Source organism: Burkholderia sp. Z1 (assembly GCF_014893795.1).
In the GTDB taxonomy this organism is placed as follows: domain Bacteria; phylum Pseudomonadota; class Gammaproteobacteria; order Burkholderiales; family Burkholderiaceae; genus Burkholderia; species Burkholderia theae.
This window is the reverse complement of record NZ_JACFYL010000002.1, coordinates 985180-1002992: the sequence shown is the minus strand read 5'-3', so window position 1 is coordinate 1002992 and position 17813 is coordinate 985180. Positions and strand designations below refer to the sequence as shown.

Here is a 17813-nt window from a genome sequence, read left to right as displayed (position 1 = left end):
TGAGGCGCACGCCGGCCGTCAGCGGGCCGGCTTCAGCAGCACCTTGATCGATTCGGGCGATTTCGCGACGCGAATCGCGTCGTCCCAATCTTCGAGCGCGAAACCGTGCGTGACGATGCCTTTCGACGTGACGAGCCCGCGCGCCAGCAGGTCGATCGCGATCGGATAGCAGTATGGCCCAAGGTGCGCGCCGCGCACGTCGAGTTCCTTGCGGTCGCCGATGATCGACCAGTCGACGGTCGCATCCTCACCGAACACGCTGAATTCGACGAAACGGCCGAGCTTGCGGATCAGGTCGAGCCCCTGGTTCACGCCGACCGGCGCGCCGGTCGTTTCGATATAGACGTCGCAGCCGTAGCCGTCGGTCAGCGCGCGGATGATCTCACGCGCATCGTCACGCTTCGGGTTGATCGTCACGTCGGCGCCGTACTGCCGCGCGAGGTCGAGGCGCTCGTCGATCAGGTCGATCACGACGAGTTTCTTCGGCGTCTTCAGGTGCGCGACCTGCGTCATCATCAGCCCGAGCGGGCCCGCGCCCGCGATCACGACGACATCGTCGAGTTGGAGATCGCCGCGGTTCACGGTATGGATCGCGCACGACAGCGGCTCGATGATCGCGGCATCCTCGAGCGACACGCCGAGCGGAATCTTGTGGACGAGCGCGGTCGGCGGAATGCGCATGTATTCGGCCATCCCGCCGTCGGCGACGTCGCGCTGGAAGCCGAAGATGTTGTGCACTTCGCACATCCAGTACTGGCCCGACCTGCAATAACGACACTTGCCGCACGGCACGATCTGCTCGGCGATCACGCGGTCGCCCAATGCCACGCCGAAATGTTCGGCCGCGCCGTCGCCGAGCGCTTCGACGTAGCCGAAGAATTCATGGCCGGGAATCACGGGCGCCTTCACCCACGGACTCGGGCCGCCCCAGAACATCTTCGCGCCCGTATAGCACTTGCAGTCGCTCGCGCAGATCCCGCACGCGGCGATGCGGATCACGAGCTCGTTCACGCCGGGGCGCGGCTTCGCGACCTGTTCGACGCGATAGTCCTCGGGGCCGTGGCAGACGACCGCGGTCATCCGCGGCTGGGCTTCGGGTGTCGTCATGAGGTGTCTCTTTCGTTGATGATTCGGATATCTGATCGATCACGTGTTACCGCGATCGTTCTCGGCTGATGTAGATCGCGAGCAGGATGATTCCGCCCTTGATCACGTTCTGCACATACGGGTTCACGCCGATCATGTTCAGGCCATTGTTGAGCACGCCGAGCAGCAGCGCGCCGACCAGCGTGCCGAGGATCGCGCCGCGCCCGCCGGAGATCGACGTGCCGCCCATCACGACGGCCGCGATCGCGTCGAGTTCGAAGCCCACGCCCGCGTTCGGCTGCCCGCTCATCAGCCGCCCGGTCAGCACGATCGCGGCGAGCGCCGACGTGAGCCCGGCCAGCGTGTAGACGATCAGCTTCACGCGCGCGACACGCACGCCGGTGAGCCGCGTCGCCTGCTCGTTGCCGCCGATCGCATACACGTAGCGGCCGAACGGCATGCGGTCGAGCAGCAGCCACGCGATCGCATAGACCACCAGCATGATCAGCACGGGCGCCTGGATGCCGAGCACCTTGCCGCTGCCGAAGAACGCGACCCAGTCGGGCAGGCCGTCGATCGGATAGCCGCCCGTGTAGATCAGCGCGAGGCCGCGCGCGATGCCCATCGTCGCGAGCGTGACGATGATCGGCGGCATCCCCGCGAACGCGACGAACACGCCGTTCAGGAAGCCGAAACCGAGGCCGACCGCGATGCCGATCGCAAGCGCGGCGACCGCGTTGACACCCGCGACCATCAGCCCGGCCGCGAGCGTGCCCGACAGCGCCATCACCGAGCCGACCGACAGGTCGATCCCGCCGGTCAGGATCACGCAGGTCATGCCGACCGCGATGATCGCGTTGATCGACACCTGGCGCAGCACGTTTTCCAGGTTCGCGGCGGACAGGAAGCTCGGGCTCGCGATCATCATCGCGATGCACACGACGATGAGGCCGACGAGCGGATAGAACAGCGTCGAGCGCCGCAACCGCGCCCCCATCGCGCGTGGCGGCGACGCATCGCCGGCGGCGGCAGCCGCGAGCGTCGTGGAAGGCGTGGAAGAAGAATCAGGCAGGTTCATGGGTCGCTCCTCGCGTGCCGGCCGTGGCATGGGTCATGACCATGTCGGGATCGATCTCGTCGCCTTCGAGCGTCGCCTCGATGCGCCCTTGCCGGAACACGGCGACGCGATCGCACATGCCGACGATCTCCGGCAGTTCGGACGAGATCATGATGATGGCGTAGCCGCGCGCGGTGAGTTCGCGCATCAGCCCGTAGATTTCGGCTTTCGCGCCGACGTCGATGCCGCGCGTCGGCTCGTCGAAGATCAGCACCGACGTGTGATGGTTCAGCCAGCGCGCAATCACGACCTTCTGCTGGTTGCCGCCGGACAGCGTCGCAACTTCGGTGTGGATCGACGGCGCCTTCACGCCGACGCGCCGCATCACGTCGTGCGTCGCGCGCGCCTCGCCGCGCCGGTCAATCAGCCAGCGCATCGACCGGTACTTGCCGAGGTTGTTCAACGAGATGTTGTCGCGGATCGAAAACGACGTGACGAGCCCTTCCGTCTTGCGGCTTTCCGGCAGGATGCCGATGCCCGCGCGCAGCGCGTCGGCCGGATCGGCGAGCTTCGCCGCCGCGCCGCGCACGCGCACTTCCTTGCGGTGCGCGCGCGTCGCGCCGATCACCGCGAGCGCCGTTTCCGTGCGGCCCGAGCCGACCAGCCCGGCGAAGCCGAGGATCTCGCCCGCCCGCAGCGCGAAGCGGTTCACCGGGCCGCCGCGCTCGAGCTGCAGCGCGTCGACTTCGAGCACGGCCGGCGCGTCGGCCGGCAGCGCGGGCTTCGGCGGAAAGCTGCTTTCGATCCGCCGGCCGACCATCATCCGCACGAGCTGCTCGACGTCCGTGCGCGCGACGTCGGTCGTCGCGACGTACTGGCCATCACGCAGCACGGTGATGCGGTCGCACACCGCGAAGATCTCGTCGAGGTGATGCGAGATGAAGATCATCGCGACGCCCTGCCGCTTCAGCTCGCGCATGATCGCGAACAGGTGTTCGGCCTCGGCCGGCGTGAGCGTGGCGGTCGGTTCGTCGAGGATCAGGATGCGCGCGTCGAGCGACAGCGCCTTGCCGATCTCGACGAACTGCTGTTGCGCGACCGACAGCGCACGGATCGGCGCATCGAGATCGATCGACACGCCGAGCCGCGCGAAGATGCCGGCCGCCGCGCGGCGCATCCGCGTGCGGTCGCGCGCGCCCCAGCGATTGCGCAGCTCGCGGCCGAGGAACAGGTTGTCGACGGCGTCCAGGTGCGGGATCAGGCTGAACTCCTGGAACACGATGCCGACGCCCGCCGCGACCGCCTCGTGATAGTTCGCGAAACGGCGCGCGGCGCCGTCGATCTCGATCGTGCCGGCGTCCGGTTGATGAATGCCGCACAGGATCTTCATCAGCGTCGACTTGCCCGCGCCGTTCTCGCCGAGCAGCGCGTGGATCTCGCCGCGCGCAATTTCCAGATGAATGTTGGACAGCGCCTTCACGCCCGGAAAGCTTTTCGTGATGTGGCTGAGCCTGAGTATCGTATCCATCGGCCTCTCCGTGCGAAGGGCGTCGACCGTGCCGCCGCCCTTCGCGTCGCGTCGCACGTCGTTCACCAGCTGAAGCCCTTCGCGTTGCCGCGATCGACGACCTTCACGTCGACCGGGATCGCCTTCGGCACCGTCGCGCCCCACTTGCGCGCGATCGCGATGCCGAGCGCGATGCGCACCTGGTCGGCCGGGAACTGCGCGGTCGTCTCGATGAACTTCGAGTTCGGCTTCTGGATCGCGGCGATCGCCTCGGGCGCGCCGTCGACGCTCGTCAGCTTGATGTCCTTGCCGGAACCCTCGATCGCGGCGAGCGCGCCCATCGAGCCGCCGTCGTTCACGCTGAAGAGGCCCTTCAGGTTCGGATGCGCGGAGATCATGTTTTCGGTCACCGACAGCGCGGTCGCGCGCTCCTGCTTGCCGTTCTGCGTGTCGACGAGCTTCACGTTCGGAAATTTCGCGAGCCCGGCCTTGCAGCCGCGCACGCGTTCGAGAATCGGCACGACCGGAATGCCGTCGAGGATCGCGACCTCGCCGCTGCCGCCGATCGCCTTCGCGAGGTATTCGCACGACATCACGCCCGCGTCGTAGTTCTTCGAGCCGACGAACGAATCGACCGGCCCGTTCGCGTTCGCATCGACAGCCACGACCACCGCGCCGGCCTTCTTCGCCTGCGCGATCGCCGACTGGATGCCGGTCGAATCGGTCGGGTTCACGAGCAGGATGTCGATCTTCTTCTGCAGCATGTCCTCGACGTCGCTCACCTGCTTGCTGACGTCGTGATGCGCGTCGGTGACGACGACCTGCGCACCGATCGTTGCGGCCGCATCGGTAAGCGCCTTCTGCATCGTCACGAAATACGGGTTGTTCAGTTCCTGGAACGTCATGCCGATCCGCAGCGGCGCGGCATGCGCGGCGGCGGGCAGCAAGGCCGCGACGGCGAGCGCGGCAAGGGCCGCCATGCGGGCGGCTCGGCGGGGGGATGAAGCGGGCGATGCATGCGTCATGACGGTGTCTCCGGTTGTATAAGGCTTTTTCGTGGGTGAGCAAGCCCCTCGCGACGCGGGCGGCGCGATCGGCTGGGTACAACGGCGTGGAAAACTCAGGCGGGCGGCGGCCCGGCGATCATCCCGGCTGCGGCGCGAGTTCGGGCGCGCCGGGTGTCAGTACGCGCGGCGGCATCGGGTTGCCGGTGGGCGCCGCATGCAGCGCGAGTTCGCGGCTGCGCGCGTTCAGGCGTTGCAGCGCGCGGAATTCGGACGGCGCCATCCCCTTCACCGCGCGAAACTGGCGGTTGAAGTTCGATACGTTGTTGAAGCCGGCCTGGAAGCAGATATCGGTGATGCTCGTATCGTCGGCGAGCAGCATCTGGCACGCGGATTCGATCCGCAGACGGTTCACGTACTGCACGAACGGCATGCCCGTCTGGCGATGGAACGCACGCGAGAACGCGCTGACGCTTTGCCCCGTCAGTTGCGCGAGATCGGATTCGCGCAGCTCGGACGCGAGGTTCTTGCCGATATACGACAGCGCATGGCTGAGCCGCGTGGGCGTGACGTCGGCCTGGTCGTACGCGGGGCTCGCGAGCAGCGTGCGCTCGTCGGCGCCGCACAGCCGCTCGAGGATCGTCATGAACAGCGCGATGCGGCGCATGCCGCGCGCCGCCAGCAGTTCGTCGAACAGCGGCGCGATCGCCGCGCTGGTCGCGGTGTCGAAGCCGACACCGCGCCGTGCGTCGTCGAGCAGCGCCTGCGCATCGCGGCATTCGGGAAACGCGTCCATGCAGCGGCGCACGAACGCCGGGTCGAACTGGATCACGAGATTGCGGCGCTCGACGGTTTCGCCTTCGGCCATGTCGCTGACCCAGTTGTGCGGCAGGTTCGGACCGAGCAGCACGAGATGGCCGGGGCCGAACGAGCCGATGTGATCGCCGACGAAATACTTGCCGCGCGTCGCGACGATCAGGTGCAGTTCGAATTCGGGATGGAAGTGCCAGCGGATCGTGCGATACGGATAGCCGTGCGACCAGACCTTGAACGACTCGTCGCGTCGCACTTCGACCACTTCGAGATCGGGGTGCATCATCTTGGCGTCTCCATTCCCATGTATCGCTGGCCGGCCTGTTCGGCTGTTCGCGCGTCGCCGCGTGTTTCGCGCGGCGACGCGACCGGTCGCATGGGAAGCAATGTAGGTCGATCGAGCGCGTGGCTCCACCAACTTTACGCCTGATTTTCGATACTTTTTTGCGCATTCCGGCCGTAAACGGCGCCAGATGGCAAATTTGTGCAGCGCGGAACGTGCCGGGCGGCCGCCCGCGCCGGTGTTTATGCGTCGGCGTGCTCGCGCGCCGTGCGCACCTCGTACGTCTTCAGGTGGTTGTACGCGATCCGCAGCAACGACAGCGCATCGGCCGCCTGCGGGTCGCGGCGCGCGAGCAGATCGCCGATCACGTGATCGGCTTCGACGCGCGCATGGTTCTCGACGTCGCGCAGCATCGATGCGGTCAGCGGCGACGGCGTCAGCACCATCTGCTGCATCCGCTCGATCGCCACGGGGTCGGGCCGCTTGCCGTTGTATTCGGCGATCGCGCTGCATTCGGCGAGCATCGTCTCGAGCAGGTGGCGGCCGTCCGGCGCGGCCAGAATGTCGCCAACCGAGCCGCGGAACAGCGACGTGCTCGCGGCGAGCGTCGCGAGGAATACCCACTTCTCCCACATCCGCGCGGCGATGTCGTCGCTGAGCGTCGCGTCGAAACCCGCGCCATCGAACACGTCGGCCACCGCGCGCACGCGCGGCGATTCGCCGCCGGCGAGTTCGCCGAACGACAGCCCGGCCGTGTCGTTCAGGTGCACGATGCGCTGCTCGCGATCGAGCGTCGCCGCGATCACGCACAGCCCGCCGAGCACCTGCGCGGCGCCGAACCGGTCGCGCAGCACGTCGAGGTGGCGCATCCCGTTGAGCATCGGCAGGATCAGCGTCTGCGGCCCGACGAACGGCGCGAACGATGCGACCGCGTCGTCGAGGCTGTAGGCCTTGCAGCTCAGCAGCACGAGGTCGAACGGCGCGACCCCGGCGCCCGCATCGCCCGAGCGCACGGTCTGCACGTTCGCGAGCGTCAGGTCGCCGTGCGGGCTGCGGATCAGCAGCCCGTCGCGTGCCAGCGCGGCCGCACGGCCATCACGCACCAGGAACGTCACGTCGCGCCCCGCCGCGGCCAGCCGTCCGCCGAAATATCCACCGACCGCGCCGGCCCCTACCACCAGAATTCGCATCGTTGCCTCCTTTCGGTTTCGTTCAGCGCCGCGCCGCCGCCCGCCCCGGGGCGCCACGCGCACGCAATCGCTCCGACAGTATAGCGACGCCCGTTATGCATATGCATAGATACCCGTGCCGACGTCGCAGGCATGGGCGGCCGCGCCGCGTCTAAGGGATTACCCGTCTACGGCGATGCGCCGCGTGCGCCGTCAAGACACTTATCCCGTCACGCCGCGCTTCGGCGAGCATCCTCGACTGACCGACCACACACCATGCGCAACCTTTCCCTGAATCAGAAACTCGCCTCGATGATCGTCATCCTGTGGCTCGGCCTGCTCGTGATCGCCGGGCTCGGCGCGTGGCAGACGCGCGCATCGATGATCACGGACCGCCGCGACCAGCTCGCGTCGCTGGTCGCGCAAGCCGCCAGCGTGACCGACCATTACTACAAGCTGTCGCAGCAGAACGCGATGCCGGAAGCCGATGCAAAGCAGAAGGCGCTCGAAGCGATCGCCGCGATGCGCTACGGTGCCGACGGCTACATCTCCGTCAACGACTCGAAGCCCGTGATCGTGATGCATCCGATCAAGACGGACCTCAACGGCAAGGACGTGTCGAATTTCACCGATCCGAACGGCAAGCACCTGTTCGTCGAGATCGTGAAGGCCGGCAACATGGAAGGCGGCAAGGGCTTCGTCGAGTATCTGTGGCCGAAGCCGGGCGCCGACAAGCCGCAGGAGAAAACCAGTGCCGTACAGCGCTTCGCGCCGTGGGACTGGTATCTCGTGACGGGCATGTACATGAACGACGTGCGCACGGCCGTGCTCGAGAGCATCGGCCGCTGGCTCGCGATGACGGCCGTGCTCGGCGCGCTCGCGACCGCCGTCATGGTGCTGGTGCTGAAAAGCGTGCGCGCGAGCCTCGGCGGCGAACTCGAGGACGCGCTCGACGCCGCGCAGCGCATCGCGCAGGGCGACCTGACCGCGCGCGTCACCGTGAAGCACGACGATCGCGGCAGCCTGCTGCATGCGCTGCACACGATGCAGGGCGGGCTGATCGACATGGTGTCGCGCGTGCGGATGGGCACCGAGAACATCAACGTCGGCGCGAGCGAGATCGCGTCCGGCAACACGGACCTGTCGCAGCGCACCGAGGAACAGGCGGCCGCGCTCGTGCAGACCGCGTCGAGCATGGACCAGATGACCGCGAACGTGAAGCAGAACGCGGACAGCGCCGCGCAGGCCGCGTCGCTCGCCGGCGAGGCCGCGCAGGTCGCGACGCGCGGCAGCACGGTGGTCAACGATGTCGTGCGCACGATGAACGAGATCACCGACCGTTCGCACAAGATCGGCGACATCATCGGCGTGATCGACGGGATCGCGTTCCAGACCAACATCCTCGCGCTGAACGCGGCGGTCGAAGCCGCACGCGCGGGCGAACAGGGCCGCGGCTTCGCGGTGGTCGCGGCCGAAGTGCGCTCGCTCGCGCAACGCTCGGCGACGGCCGCGAAGGAGATCAAGTCGCTGATCGTATCGTCGAACGAGACCGTCGAGCACGGCGCAACGCTCGTCACGCACGCGGGCGAGACGATGGCCGAACTCGTGCAGTCGGTGCGGCGCGTGAACGAGATCCTCGACGAAATCAGCCACGCGTCGCGCGAGCAGAGCGCGGGGATCGAGCAGGTCAATCGCGCGGTGGGCGAGATGGACCAGGTCACGCAGCAGAACGCGGCGCTCGTCGAAGAGGCCGCCGCCGCCGCGCACTCGCTGCGCGATCAGGCCGAAGCGCTGCGCGACGCCGTCACGCGGTTCGCGTTGCCGGCCTGACGGCGCGAGCCCGGTGCGCGCGTGCTTACGCCGCGCCGCCGGCCCGCGGCGCGGCCGCACCGGTACCGAGCCCCAGCCCGGCCGCCCGCTGGATCAGCTCGACGTCGTTGTTCGCGCCGAGCTTCTTCATCGCGCTGATCTTCTGCGCACTGACCGTCTGCTTGCCCTTGCTCAGGCGCTCCGCGATCGTCTTGATCGGCACGCCCGACAGATACAGGCGAATCACCTCGATCTCGCGCACCGACAGCTTCACGGGGGCCTCGCCGCGCTCGTCGAGTGCATCGACCGCGCGCCTGACGAACGGCGACAGGTAGCATCCGCCGCTGTAGCTCGCATGGATCGCCGTGACGATATGGCCGACGTCGTCGAGCTTGCTGACGACGCTCACGCCGCCGATCGCGAGGATCGACCGGAAGATCAGCGGGTTCTCGTTCGCGACCAGCGCGACGATCCCGGCGTTCGGGCGCGTGCGCCGCAGCCAGTCCAGCAGCGCGAGGCCGTCCATCCGCTCGTCGCCGCGGATCGCATAGTCGACCAGCACGATGTCGCAGTCGACGCCGCCGAGCGACGCCACCAGTTCGGCAGCACTCCGGTAGACCGCGACGAGCTCGATCGCGCAGCCGCTGCCGGCGACCTGCTCGATGCCGGCCAGCGTCAGCGGCCAGTCGTACGCGAAGACGATGCGAACATTGAATTTCCTCATACGCGGTTCCTGGTTGTTCACCGGCCGTGCAATGCGGAACGCACGCGACCGGTTCGACGTTGAAAGGACGTTCGGGCTATTTTTATCCCGAACGTCGATTCTATGGAGCCGGGCGCGGGCGGGATATCGGACGGCATATGGATCGGCCGCCGGGGACGTAATACGAGTTTGATATTTGCGCGGGTTCGAACGGCCGGCGGCCGGTGCCCAACGGCCGCGGGCATCGGCCAAACGGCCGGTGTTGCGCGCCGCGCGGGCCATGCGGCCGGTCAACAGGTAAAATTGCGGCCTTTGCTGCCATTCCGGGCCACCGGCGGCGAGCGCTGCGCCGATGCCGGCCGCGCGCCACCGCCCTGTTGCCGGCGGCCCGACTTTCCGCGCTCCTCATGACCGAATCCGACCTGCAATCCGACGACACCTCCATCCACGAAAACGGCCTCTGGCGCGACAACGGCTGGACGGCCCGCGTCATCAAGAACGAAGACGACGACGGCTGGGCCGTCGAGATGATCAAGGACGGCGAGTCCGAGCCCGCGCTCGTCGGCCCGTGGACCATGGGCCGCGACAAGAAGAACCCGAAGCCGATGGACGCGAACGCGTTCCGCACGCTCGTGAAGACCGCGACCGAAGTGCTGATGCGGCACGAGCAGCAGCGGCGCGCGATGCTGCACAAGGAAGTGGCGGTCCAGGGCGAGGATGGGCAGGATGTGTCGGTGACGCTCGACATCGTGCCGGACGAGTTCGAGCCGTACGCGCAGCTCAAGGCATTCGATCCGTACGGCGAGCTGCTGGCCGAAGCGAAGGTGTCGGCCGGCTTCAAGCTCAACAAGGCCAGCGCCGAGCGCTGGGTCGCCTCGGGCTTCGAGCGGCCGGCCTGAGCGGGCGCGACGCGTCGGTGCGCGCGATCAGGCGCCGGCGCCCTGCCGCTCGCGCTGCAGCCGGCGCGCCGCCAACTTGCGTCGCACGAGTTGCTCGAACTGCTGCGTCGCGACCTCCGGATCGCGCGCGGCCAGCCCGAGCGCGTTGCGCACGAGCTGGATCGGCGTCAGCACGATGCCCCACGGCAGCCCCCACCAGCCGAGCGTGACCGACGCGAGCAGCGCGGCCGCCTGCTTCTTGCGGCCGCAGCGGCGGCAGCACACGTGACGACGCGTCGCCCAGCGCGTGACGAACACGAGCGACACGACACGATGCGACGCGTGGACATCGACCGGATTTCCCTCGCGCAGGCAGATCGGGCATGGCCCGTATCGCCAGTCGTCGACATACAGCCGAACCTTCTCGTCGGGCACCCGTTCGGCCTCGACGACGATCGGATGCGCTTGCGCGCACGCCGGACTGCAATAGCGGTGGCCGTCGATCGACCGCCCGCCGACCAGGAACGTCCTGCCGCAGTGACTGCACTCTGACACGATAACCTCGGATAAGCGTGATGCGCCGCGTGCAGCCGCGCGCGCGTCGATGCGCGGGCGGTCCGGACGGGCCGTTTCCTGTCTTAACGGCCGCCGCCGCACGGTCTTGAGCGGATGCGCACCGACGCGCGTCAGCCGTGCAGCCCGTGCGCGGTCATCAGGCGGTACAGCGTCGCGCGCGAAATGCCCAGCTCGGCCGCGACGTCCGCATGCTGGTGGCGGTGGCGCAGCAGCGTTTCCTCGATCGCATGCCGCTCGGCCTGCCGGCGCACTTCCGCCAGCGTCGGCGGCTGCCGCGACGTGTACTGGTGCAGCTCGAGATCGGCGGCCGAGATCATCGGGCCGTTCGTCATCACGACCGCGAACCGGATCCGGTTGATCAGCTCGCGCACGTTGCCGGGCCACGGATAGTTGTGGATCGCCTCGACCGCGCAAGGCATGAAGCCGCGAATCCGGTGCGAACAGTCGTCGCGATAGCGCCGCAGCACGTAATCGGCGAGCAGCATGATGTCGCGGCCGCGCACGCGCAGCGGCGGCTCGTCGATGCGCAGCACGCACAGGCGGTAGAACAGGTCGGCGCGGAACCGCCCCGTCTGCATCGCGGCCTCGAGATCGACGTGAGTCGCGGACACGATCCGCACGTCCACCGGAATCGACGCGTGTCCGCCGAGCCGCTCGATCTTGCCTTCCTGCAGGAACCGCAGCAGGCTCGCCTGGCTCTCGAACGGCATGTCGCCGATTTCGTCGAGAAACAGCGTGCCGCCGTGCGCGGCCTCGATGCGGCCGATCTTGCGCTGGTGCGCGCCCGTGAACGCGCCGCGCTCATGGCCAAACAGTTCGGCCTGCAGCAGCGTCGCAGGGATGGCCGCGCAGTTCACCGCGACGAACGGCGCGTCGGCGCGTGACGACTGCCGGTGGATCGCCGCCGCCGTCAGTTCCTTGCCGGTGCCGGATTCACCGGCGATGAACACGGTGGCGTCCGTGTTCGCGACCTTGCGGATCGTCGCGAACAGCCGGCGCATCGCGTCGCACGAGCCGATCATCGTGCCGCCGGCCGGCGCCGCGTCCGCGCCCGGGTCGCCGTCCGCGAGCTTCAGCATCCCGTACGCATGGCCGACGAGATAGCCGATCGTCGTGTACGCGGTCGCATTGCGCACGTAGTCGAAACAGCAATGGCGGATCAGGCGCGCGATGGTGATGTCGCGCAGCCGCTCGCCATCGGCGAGCGCGACCCAGCCGACGCGCGGGTCGCGCAGCAGCGCCTCGAACGACGCGACGTCGGGCGACGCGAAGCTGCCGAAATCGACGATCCCTGCATGCGGGCGGTTCGCCTTGACGAGATTCAGTGCGTCCGCAACGGTTTTCGCGCGCCACACGTCCCAGCCGCGCGCCGCGAGACAGTCGACAAGCGCCGCATCGTGATGCTGCGACAGGTACACGAGCGGCCGCGACGGCGCGACATGATTGCGCCGGATGGCCAGGAACGGTGCGGTGCCCGTGTCCCGTTCGACGTCCTGCGGGCCTGACAGCCTGATCTGGCAGCAATAGTTCACGATGGCCTCGTCGTGTGGGGTGATAGGTCGGAACAGCCCGTGCCGGATTGACGTTTCGTTATCGGCAGAAAACGACGCGCTGCGTGTAGATCTGCGGCTCGATGACCGGCTTCGTCGACCGGTTGATATCCTCGCGATAAGCCCGGTAGGTCTTGCCGTTCACCGTCACATCCTCCGCGCGGGCCGTCTCGATCGTATTGAGCCCCTTACGCTGCCAATCGCTCACCCGGTCGGCCGCCGACAGGCTCGATTCGCCGGCGATCTTCTGCGTGATCGCGCTGCCGTCGCTCCACGGCTGCGACTGCATGTCCTCGGCATGCTGCATCGCCCCGATCGTCTTGCCGGTCGGCGCCGGCCCGTTCTGCGCTTCGAACGGCGTGCCGCGGCCGTACGCGGGCGATTGCCACGACGGCGCGTGACCCTCCTCCGGCATCATGTAAATCATCTGAGGGTCGCCGACCATCATCATCGGTGCACATGCCGTGTTGTCGGCGCGGCCGAGCGTCGTCAGCGCCTGCTGGACGCTCACCGCGTTCGCGGCAGTCTGCTCGCTCAGGATCACGAACACCGCGGGATTCTGGAACACCGATTGCGCGGCGGCTTGCGCGCTGATCAGCAGCAGAGCGACCAAAAAGATCCTCATGATTGAGGCCTCCTTGTATCCTCGTCGGGCAAAAAGAGGTGTTGACCTCGGGGATGGGACCAACACCCGTCAAACAGGGACGTCCTTCGTGCATCGGGTCCGAACGACTCCCGTGCGACCGGTGTTCCGGTTGCACGGGAGATGGACCCGCATGCTTACGACGACGTGCTCGTCGAGACGACTGCCGGAGCCGGCGTGGCCGGTGCAGCCGGTGCGGCCTGCTGGTCGGCCGGGGCCGGCGGCAGTCCTTGCGCCGGATCGGACAACGCAGGCATGTCGGCGGACGGCGCAGGTGCGGCGGCAGATTCGGCCGCGTCCGGCACCTTCGCGTCGGCAGCCGGCATGTCGGCTACCGCAGGCTGCGCGGCTTCCGGTGCGGGTGCAGGTGCAGGTGCGGGGGCTTCGACGACGGCCTGCGGAGCCGGTTCGACGGCCTTCGCATCGGCTGCCGGCGCGGGCATCGCAGCGTCCGCTGCCTGTGGCGCGGCGTCGGTGGCGGCCGGCGCGGCTGGCGCGCTGTCCACCGCCTTCGCATCGGCCGCCGGCATCGCGACGACGGCAGCGGCCGGCGTCGGGTCGGCAGCCGGCGCGGCAGCGGCTTGCGCTGCGTTGTCGGTCGCGGCCGGCATCGGCTCCGGCGCCTTGTCGGCGACGGGCTGCACGGGTTCCGGTGCCTTGTCGGCGACGACCGGCGCGGGCTCCGGTGCCTTGTCGGCCACCACCGGTGCGGGCTCCGGTGCCTTGTCGGCGACGGCCGGTGCGGCGATGACGGCTGCCGCCGGCACGGCTGCCACGGCGGCTGCCGGTACGAGCGACGCTGCGGGTGCGGCTGCGACTGCCGGTGCGGCAGCAACCGCGGGCACGGCAGCGGCGACCGGTGCAGCGGCTGCCACCGCCGGCGTTGCAACTGCCGGTGCTGCTGCGGCAACCGTCGGTGCTGCGACTGCCGGTGCGGCTGCTGCCACCGCCGGTGCTGCGACTGCCGGTGCTGCGACTGCCGGTGCGGCCGCGGCAACCGCCGGCGCCGCGACTGCCGGTGCTGCGGCAACCGGCGCCATCGTCGGCACGGGCACCGGGACCGGCACCGGGATGGGCGCCGCCTGCACCGCGGTCGTCGCCACCGGGCGAGTCTGCGCCGGCGCCGGCGTGGCTGCGTCGAGCGGCGGCAGGCCCATGCGGTTGCGCACGATCGGATCGTGATACTTCACGTCGTCGGCGACGGTCGCTTCGGCGCTGGGCGCGACGTTCGAACGCGCGAGCGGCGCGGTCGTACCCGGGCACAGGTGCCCGGTCGCTTCCACCGCGCGCCGGTTCGCGTCGCTCTGGCAGAGCAGCGCGAGCGCCACGTCGGTCAGGCCCATCGCGCGGAATTCACGCGCATCGAGACGGCGGACGCAGGCCTGGTCGACCAGCGTCGTGCCACCCGTCGCGCCGAACCCCGGGAACGACACGCCGACGCTCACCGACCCCATGCAGGTGTCGGACAGCGTGGTCGTGAGGCCGGGCGCCTGGATGGCCGGGTTCGTCTTGATCGTCTGCGTACCCGAGTAGTTGACGTTTTCCGACGACTGGGTGTTGTACGGGTTGGTGCCGGGCGAACCGGCTGTCTGGAGCGCGCTCGTGCTTTGCGGCGTCACGTTCGAGCCGCCGCTCGTGCTGGACGGCATCGTCACGTTCACATTCACGCTCGAATTGCCGCTGCCGCGAACCCCGCTGCTGCTGGTGGCGTTGCCGCCGCGCGAGCTCGTGGTGTTCGTGTTCATGCTCGAACCGCCGCCCTGGCTGACTGCCGTCGACGACGTCGAGGACTGTGCGCTCGAAGTCGAATCGGCGGTTTGCGCCTGGGCCCCGATCGTGGTCATCGCGAACATTGCCGCACATGCCACCTTGATCCTGTTGCTGTTCATTTCACTCTCCGGACGAGGTTTGACCTCCCACCCAGGCAACCGTACTAATTCCCCTGAATCCCTTCAGCTTTTCCTGCTTCCCCGAACTGCTTCCAGCCGCTGCCCAGCTGGGACCACGAGCCGGCCGACATTCCCTGCCACTGCTGGGAGTCCGGTCCGCCGATGGCGTTGCCCGACGAAAGCGTTTGTTGTTCTGACGGTTTGGTTGTCTGGTCAGGGTTGTTTGACGTCTGCATATTCGATTGCACGTCCTCGGCAGCACGGTCAGCGCCATATGCCGTCAGTGACGCAAGCATCAGAGCGGCGGCAATCACTTTCTGCTTCATGCCAACTCCTTACGTGACAACAATGTGGAAAAGAGACCAGCGTCGCTGAGAAACTGGTCCCCCCACACCTGACTAATGACTGCTCCCGGTCGCGCTCGAACTTGCCTGGCTTCCGCCTGATGCGGACGGAGAACCGGCGGGCCCGGTACTCCAGACGGTCGACGAGTTGTAGTGATTCGAACCCGTGATCGCGCCAGAACCGCCACTTCCCGTAAGCCCGGCGGCACCTGCATTGGCATTTCCCTGGTCGTTCGCACTCGATGCGGTGTAGTGGTTCGCGCCCAGCACGATCGTGGCGGAAACCCCTCCCGAAAGCGCATTCGCGTTCTCGTTCGTGCTGCCGTTTCCACCGAACGAGCCTGCGGCACCGATACCGCCGCCTGCCGCGAACGCTCCCCCGTTCGTGCCCGAACCGCTGGCCGTCGACGTCGAGTTGTGAAAGGCCGATGCCGTACCAACGGAACCGGACGGTGTCACGGTACTTCCGGCGCTTGCGCCCGCTACCGAATTCGAATTGCTCGTATAGCTGCCGGAGCCGACCAATACCGAACCGGAAACGCCTGCTGCAACGGATTGCGTCTGGTTGGTCGTGGACGAACCGGCGGCCAATGCGGCCGACGATAGGACGGTGAGCGCTGTCGCTAAAATCACTTTGGCTTTCATAGCAATTCCTTGCTGTGAGGTGGTTCGGCAGTCCAGGAACCGGGCCCGCCCTTGCGGAACAAAACCCGGCCCCCGTACCGCCAGCCAATGACGAACGCTACGCGCCCCGGCTTAGTGGTGATACGTCCAGCCGATCGAACCGGCATTCGCGCCGCTCGTGCCACCAGCTTGCGAACCGCCGAAGCCGAAGCCACCGACCGTCGAGGTTTGCGTGTGGTTGGTGTACGAGATCGAGCCGCTGCCCGGGCCGCCGGCAACTGCACCGGCTGCGCCGAGTGCCGAGCCGGAATCGGTCGCGGAGAAATGACCGAACCCGGCCACACCGGCCATCGTCGAACCGCCACTCGTCGAGCTGCTGCTCGACACCGTGCCGCTACCTGCGAACGCTGCACCCGAAACCGCCAGAACTGCTGCTGCAATCAGAAGCTTCTTCATGGTCGACTCCATAACGGCGTGAACTGAATGAGCCAGGAAGATCGCACGCCATCAACCTTCCTGCCTTGAGCAATCCTAAAAATAAGGATCACTATTTGATTACGAGAATCGTGCTGCCTTTGCGATTCATTTGTTTTTCGATTTTGGCCAGCCGAAGTTTAGTTTCGTGTTTTTAAGTTGTCCAAAATTTGTTAGTAGGTGTTTTCGATGAATCCTATGAACTTTTAATATTGTTCGAAAACACCGCTATTGAATTAACCGAAACGACGCGCACGCCTTTCCGGCTCGCGATATTCGATACCCCGCCGGACGGGATACCGGAACGCGGCACCCCTTTCCGGGATCGAAAATGCGCGAATACATTTACCACCGCAAAATGCAGCGCCGCTCAAAACACCCTTTTAACCGAGCGATAACGGGCCTGCATCGCAGCCAGGTAACATGTCTTCTCCCTGAGCGATCAAAGAAAGGTCTTCCGGATAATCCGGTCGACAGGTATTCGATTTAATCCGGCCGGCGCCAGTATTGGCCTGGCGCGATCGAAACCACCCTGCACGGTCGAAGACGAATCGGCGTCACGCTGTCCGGCACGAACAGCCTGACCCATCCGGGTGAACTGAATGAAGGCGAGCGGCGCTGTCGCCCGATTGCCGCGCGGCGCGACAACCGCTCCAGCACGCGAAGCGTGCGAAGGCCGAGAAAGTGGCATGTAGAAACCCGCGAAGCTGGCACTGCGTCGCGAGCTACACCCCGAGCTTTCCGACTACCCCACCGATGCGCAAAGTACGCGCCGATCAAGCTACTGCTTATAGTCTTCATCGCCGTTTCCCCGACTGGCTTATTGACGAGGTGGTCGCCCCACATCTTTGTTGCGTCATCTCGACCGCTCGCCGATGCGACCAATACCGCAAGCAGCGTGCCACGCGTTATTCCACCGTTCATTGCGCGCGGCAAACGGCCGCCACGCGGGCACGAATCGCCGGGAACGTCATTTTTTGTTTCAGGAATGTATCGCGGCAACGATCCGGCACACGCGGCGATCGTTGAACATTGAGAAGCAATGCCATGATTTGACGGACGAATCCGGCACGCCGGCCCTCGCCGAACGGTCATATGAACGGTTGTTTCAAACTTGAGAAGCGCGCCGCCGCGCTGGTCGGGCGGTGTCGGTCTTTCCGCCTGCAAACCACGCGTTGCGGGGCGTTCGGCCGGCCTCCGATGCCCGAACAAACGGGGATCGAATCGTTCGGCGCCCGGTTCCGCCAGCCCGGCGCGACCGCTTCCGATACCTCGTCGACAGGCATTCTCGTCGACAACCGGAACGATTTTGATTCATCCGTGAAAATACCGACACGATCACACGGCAATCGAAAGGTCGAAAAACGGTAAGAATGAAAATATATGTGTCGGCCGATGATGGTG

The 17813-nt window shown here is 66.9% G+C and carries 16 protein-coding genes; 2 read left to right on the top strand and 14 right to left on the bottom strand.

Translation table 11 applies throughout. From position 1 onward, the window contains the following. Window positions 1-18 precede the first annotated feature (18 nt). The 6 genes from H3H55_RS21525 to panE form a co-directional block, all read right to left on the bottom strand. Entirely contained in the window at window positions 19-1107 is a 1089-nt protein-coding gene (locus tag H3H55_RS21525; protein WP_193100122.1) for an alcohol dehydrogenase catalytic domain-containing protein, read from the bottom strand. 46 nt (window positions 1108-1153) lie between these two features. After that, entirely contained in the window at window positions 1154-2164 is a 1011-nt protein-coding gene (locus tag H3H55_RS21520; RefSeq protein WP_193100121.1) for an ABC transporter permease, read from the bottom strand. Next, window positions 2151-3671 carry a sugar ABC transporter ATP-binding protein gene (locus H3H55_RS21515; RefSeq protein WP_193100120.1) on the bottom strand — a complete coding sequence of 507 codons (1521 nt, stop codon included), beginning with the start codon at window positions 3669-3671 and terminating at the stop codon, window positions 2151-2153. Before H3H55_RS21515 ends, H3H55_RS21520 begins: the two co-directional genes overlap by 14 nt. Before the next feature lie 62 nt (window positions 3672-3733). After that, window positions 3734-4675 carry a substrate-binding domain-containing protein gene (locus tag H3H55_RS21510; RefSeq protein WP_193100119.1) on the bottom strand — a complete coding sequence of 314 codons (942 nt, stop codon included), beginning with the start codon at window positions 4673-4675 and terminating at the stop codon, window positions 3734-3736. A 118-nt stretch (window positions 4676-4793) separates the two neighbouring features. Continuing rightward, on the bottom strand, window positions 4794-5753 hold the full coding sequence (locus H3H55_RS21505) for an AraC family transcriptional regulator (RefSeq protein WP_193100118.1): 960 nt from the start codon (window positions 5751-5753) through the stop codon (window positions 4794-4796). 239 nt (window positions 5754-5992) lie between these two features. Next, window positions 5993-6940, bottom strand: coding sequence for a 2-dehydropantoate 2-reductase (gene panE / locus H3H55_RS21500; RefSeq protein WP_193100117.1), 948 nt, complete (start codon window positions 6938-6940; stop codon window positions 5993-5995). Window positions 6941-7195: 255 nt separating this feature from the next. Here panE and H3H55_RS21495 point away from each other — a divergent pair, with 255 nt between their 5' ends. Continuing rightward, window positions 7196-8749, top strand: coding sequence for a methyl-accepting chemotaxis protein (locus H3H55_RS21495; protein ID WP_129515376.1), 1554 nt, complete (start codon window positions 7196-7198; stop codon window positions 8747-8749). 25 nt (window positions 8750-8774) lie between these two features. On the opposite strand, the gene H3H55_RS21490 is transcribed toward H3H55_RS21495, so the two are convergent. Further along, window positions 8775-9452, bottom strand: a complete 678-nt coding sequence (locus tag H3H55_RS21490) for a response regulator transcription factor (RefSeq protein ID WP_193100116.1) — start codon at window positions 9450-9452, stop codon at window positions 8775-8777. A gap of 386 nt (window positions 9453-9838) precedes the next feature. On the opposite strand from H3H55_RS21490, the gene H3H55_RS21485 reads away from it, so the two are divergent. After that, a complete protein-coding gene (locus H3H55_RS21485) occupies window positions 9839-10330 on the top strand; it encodes a hypothetical protein (protein WP_193100115.1) in 492 nt (163 codons plus the stop codon). 27 nt (window positions 10331-10357) lie between these two features. Here H3H55_RS21485 and H3H55_RS21480 read toward each other — a convergent pair whose 3' ends face one another. From H3H55_RS21480 to H3H55_RS21450, 7 genes are all read right to left on the bottom strand, one after another. Then, window positions 10358-10864 (bottom strand): hypothetical protein, encoded by a 507-nt coding sequence (locus H3H55_RS21480; RefSeq protein ID WP_048245619.1) that lies wholly within the window; start codon window positions 10862-10864, stop codon window positions 10358-10360. Between the two features lie 131 nt (window positions 10865-10995). Further along, window positions 10996-12417, bottom strand: a complete 1422-nt coding sequence (locus H3H55_RS21475) for a sigma-54-dependent transcriptional regulator (protein ID WP_193100114.1) — start codon at window positions 12415-12417, stop codon at window positions 10996-10998. A gap of 58 nt (window positions 12418-12475) precedes the next feature. Further along, the gene (locus tag H3H55_RS21470; protein WP_129515381.1) at window positions 12476-13060 is read right to left on the bottom strand and encodes a hypothetical protein; all 585 of its coding nucleotides are present in this window, start codon (window positions 13058-13060) and stop codon (window positions 12476-12478) included. 155 nt (window positions 13061-13215) lie between these two features. Further along, on the bottom strand, window positions 13216-14967 hold the full coding sequence (locus H3H55_RS21465) for a chemotaxis protein CheA (RefSeq protein WP_193100113.1): 1752 nt from the start codon (window positions 14965-14967) through the stop codon (window positions 13216-13218). 44 nt (window positions 14968-15011) lie between these two features. After that, the gene (locus H3H55_RS21460) at window positions 15012-15293 is read right to left on the bottom strand and encodes a hypothetical protein (protein WP_048245616.1); all 282 of its coding nucleotides are present in this window, start codon (window positions 15291-15293) and stop codon (window positions 15012-15014) included. A gap of 72 nt (window positions 15294-15365) precedes the next feature. Then, complete coding sequence (locus H3H55_RS21455) at window positions 15366-15956, bottom strand: hypothetical protein (RefSeq protein WP_129515383.1); 591 nt, start codon at window positions 15954-15956, stop codon at window positions 15366-15368. Between the two features lie 111 nt (window positions 15957-16067). Then, the gene (locus H3H55_RS21450; protein WP_193100112.1) at window positions 16068-16391 is read right to left on the bottom strand and encodes a hypothetical protein; all 324 of its coding nucleotides are present in this window, start codon (window positions 16389-16391) and stop codon (window positions 16068-16070) included. Between the last annotated feature and the right edge of the window lie 1422 nt (window positions 16392-17813).

What these genes read in the sequence shown, in the direction of transcription:
- H3H55_RS21525 (WP_193100122.1), bottom strand. Translation starts at nt 1,107, where the DNA reads ATGACGACACCCGAAGCCCAGCCGCGGATGACCGCGGTCGTCTGCCAC.
- H3H55_RS21520 (WP_193100121.1), bottom strand. Translation starts at nt 2,164, where the DNA reads ATGAACCTGCCTGATTCTTCTTCCACGCCTTCCACGACGCTCGCGGCT.
- H3H55_RS21515 (WP_193100120.1), bottom strand. Translation starts at nt 3,671, where the DNA reads ATGGATACGATACTCAGGCTCAGCCACATCACGAAAAGCTTTCCGGGC.
- H3H55_RS21510 (WP_193100119.1), bottom strand. Translation starts at nt 4,675, where the DNA reads ATGACGCATGCATCGCCCGCTTCATCCCCCCGCCGAGCCGCCCGCATG.
- H3H55_RS21505 (WP_193100118.1), bottom strand. Translation starts at nt 5,753, where the DNA reads ATGATGCACCCCGATCTCGAAGTGGTCGAAGTGCGACGCGACGAGTCG.
- panE (WP_193100117.1), bottom strand. Translation starts at nt 6,940, where the DNA reads ATGCGAATTCTGGTGGTAGGGGCCGGCGCGGTCGGTGGATATTTCGGC.
- H3H55_RS21495 (WP_129515376.1), top strand. Translation starts at nt 7,196, where the DNA reads ATGCGCAACCTTTCCCTGAATCAGAAACTCGCCTCGATGATCGTCATC.
- H3H55_RS21490 (WP_193100116.1), bottom strand. Translation starts at nt 9,452, where the DNA reads ATGAGGAAATTCAATGTTCGCATCGTCTTCGCGTACGACTGGCCGCTG.
- H3H55_RS21485 (WP_193100115.1), top strand. Translation starts at nt 9,839, where the DNA reads ATGACCGAATCCGACCTGCAATCCGACGACACCTCCATCCACGAAAAC.
- H3H55_RS21470 (WP_129515381.1), bottom strand. Translation starts at nt 13,060, where the DNA reads ATGAGGATCTTTTTGGTCGCTCTGCTGCTGATCAGCGCGCAAGCCGCC.
- H3H55_RS21465 (WP_193100113.1), bottom strand. Translation starts at nt 14,967, where the DNA reads ATGAACAGCAACAGGATCAAGGTGGCATGTGCGGCAATGTTCGCGATG.
- H3H55_RS21460 (WP_048245616.1), bottom strand. Translation starts at nt 15,293, where the DNA reads ATGAAGCAGAAAGTGATTGCCGCCGCTCTGATGCTTGCGTCACTGACG.
- H3H55_RS21455 (WP_129515383.1), bottom strand. Translation starts at nt 15,956, where the DNA reads ATGAAAGCCAAAGTGATTTTAGCGACAGCGCTCACCGTCCTATCGTCG.
- H3H55_RS21450 (WP_193100112.1), bottom strand. Translation starts at nt 16,391, where the DNA reads ATGAAGAAGCTTCTGATTGCAGCAGCAGTTCTGGCGGTTTCGGGTGCA.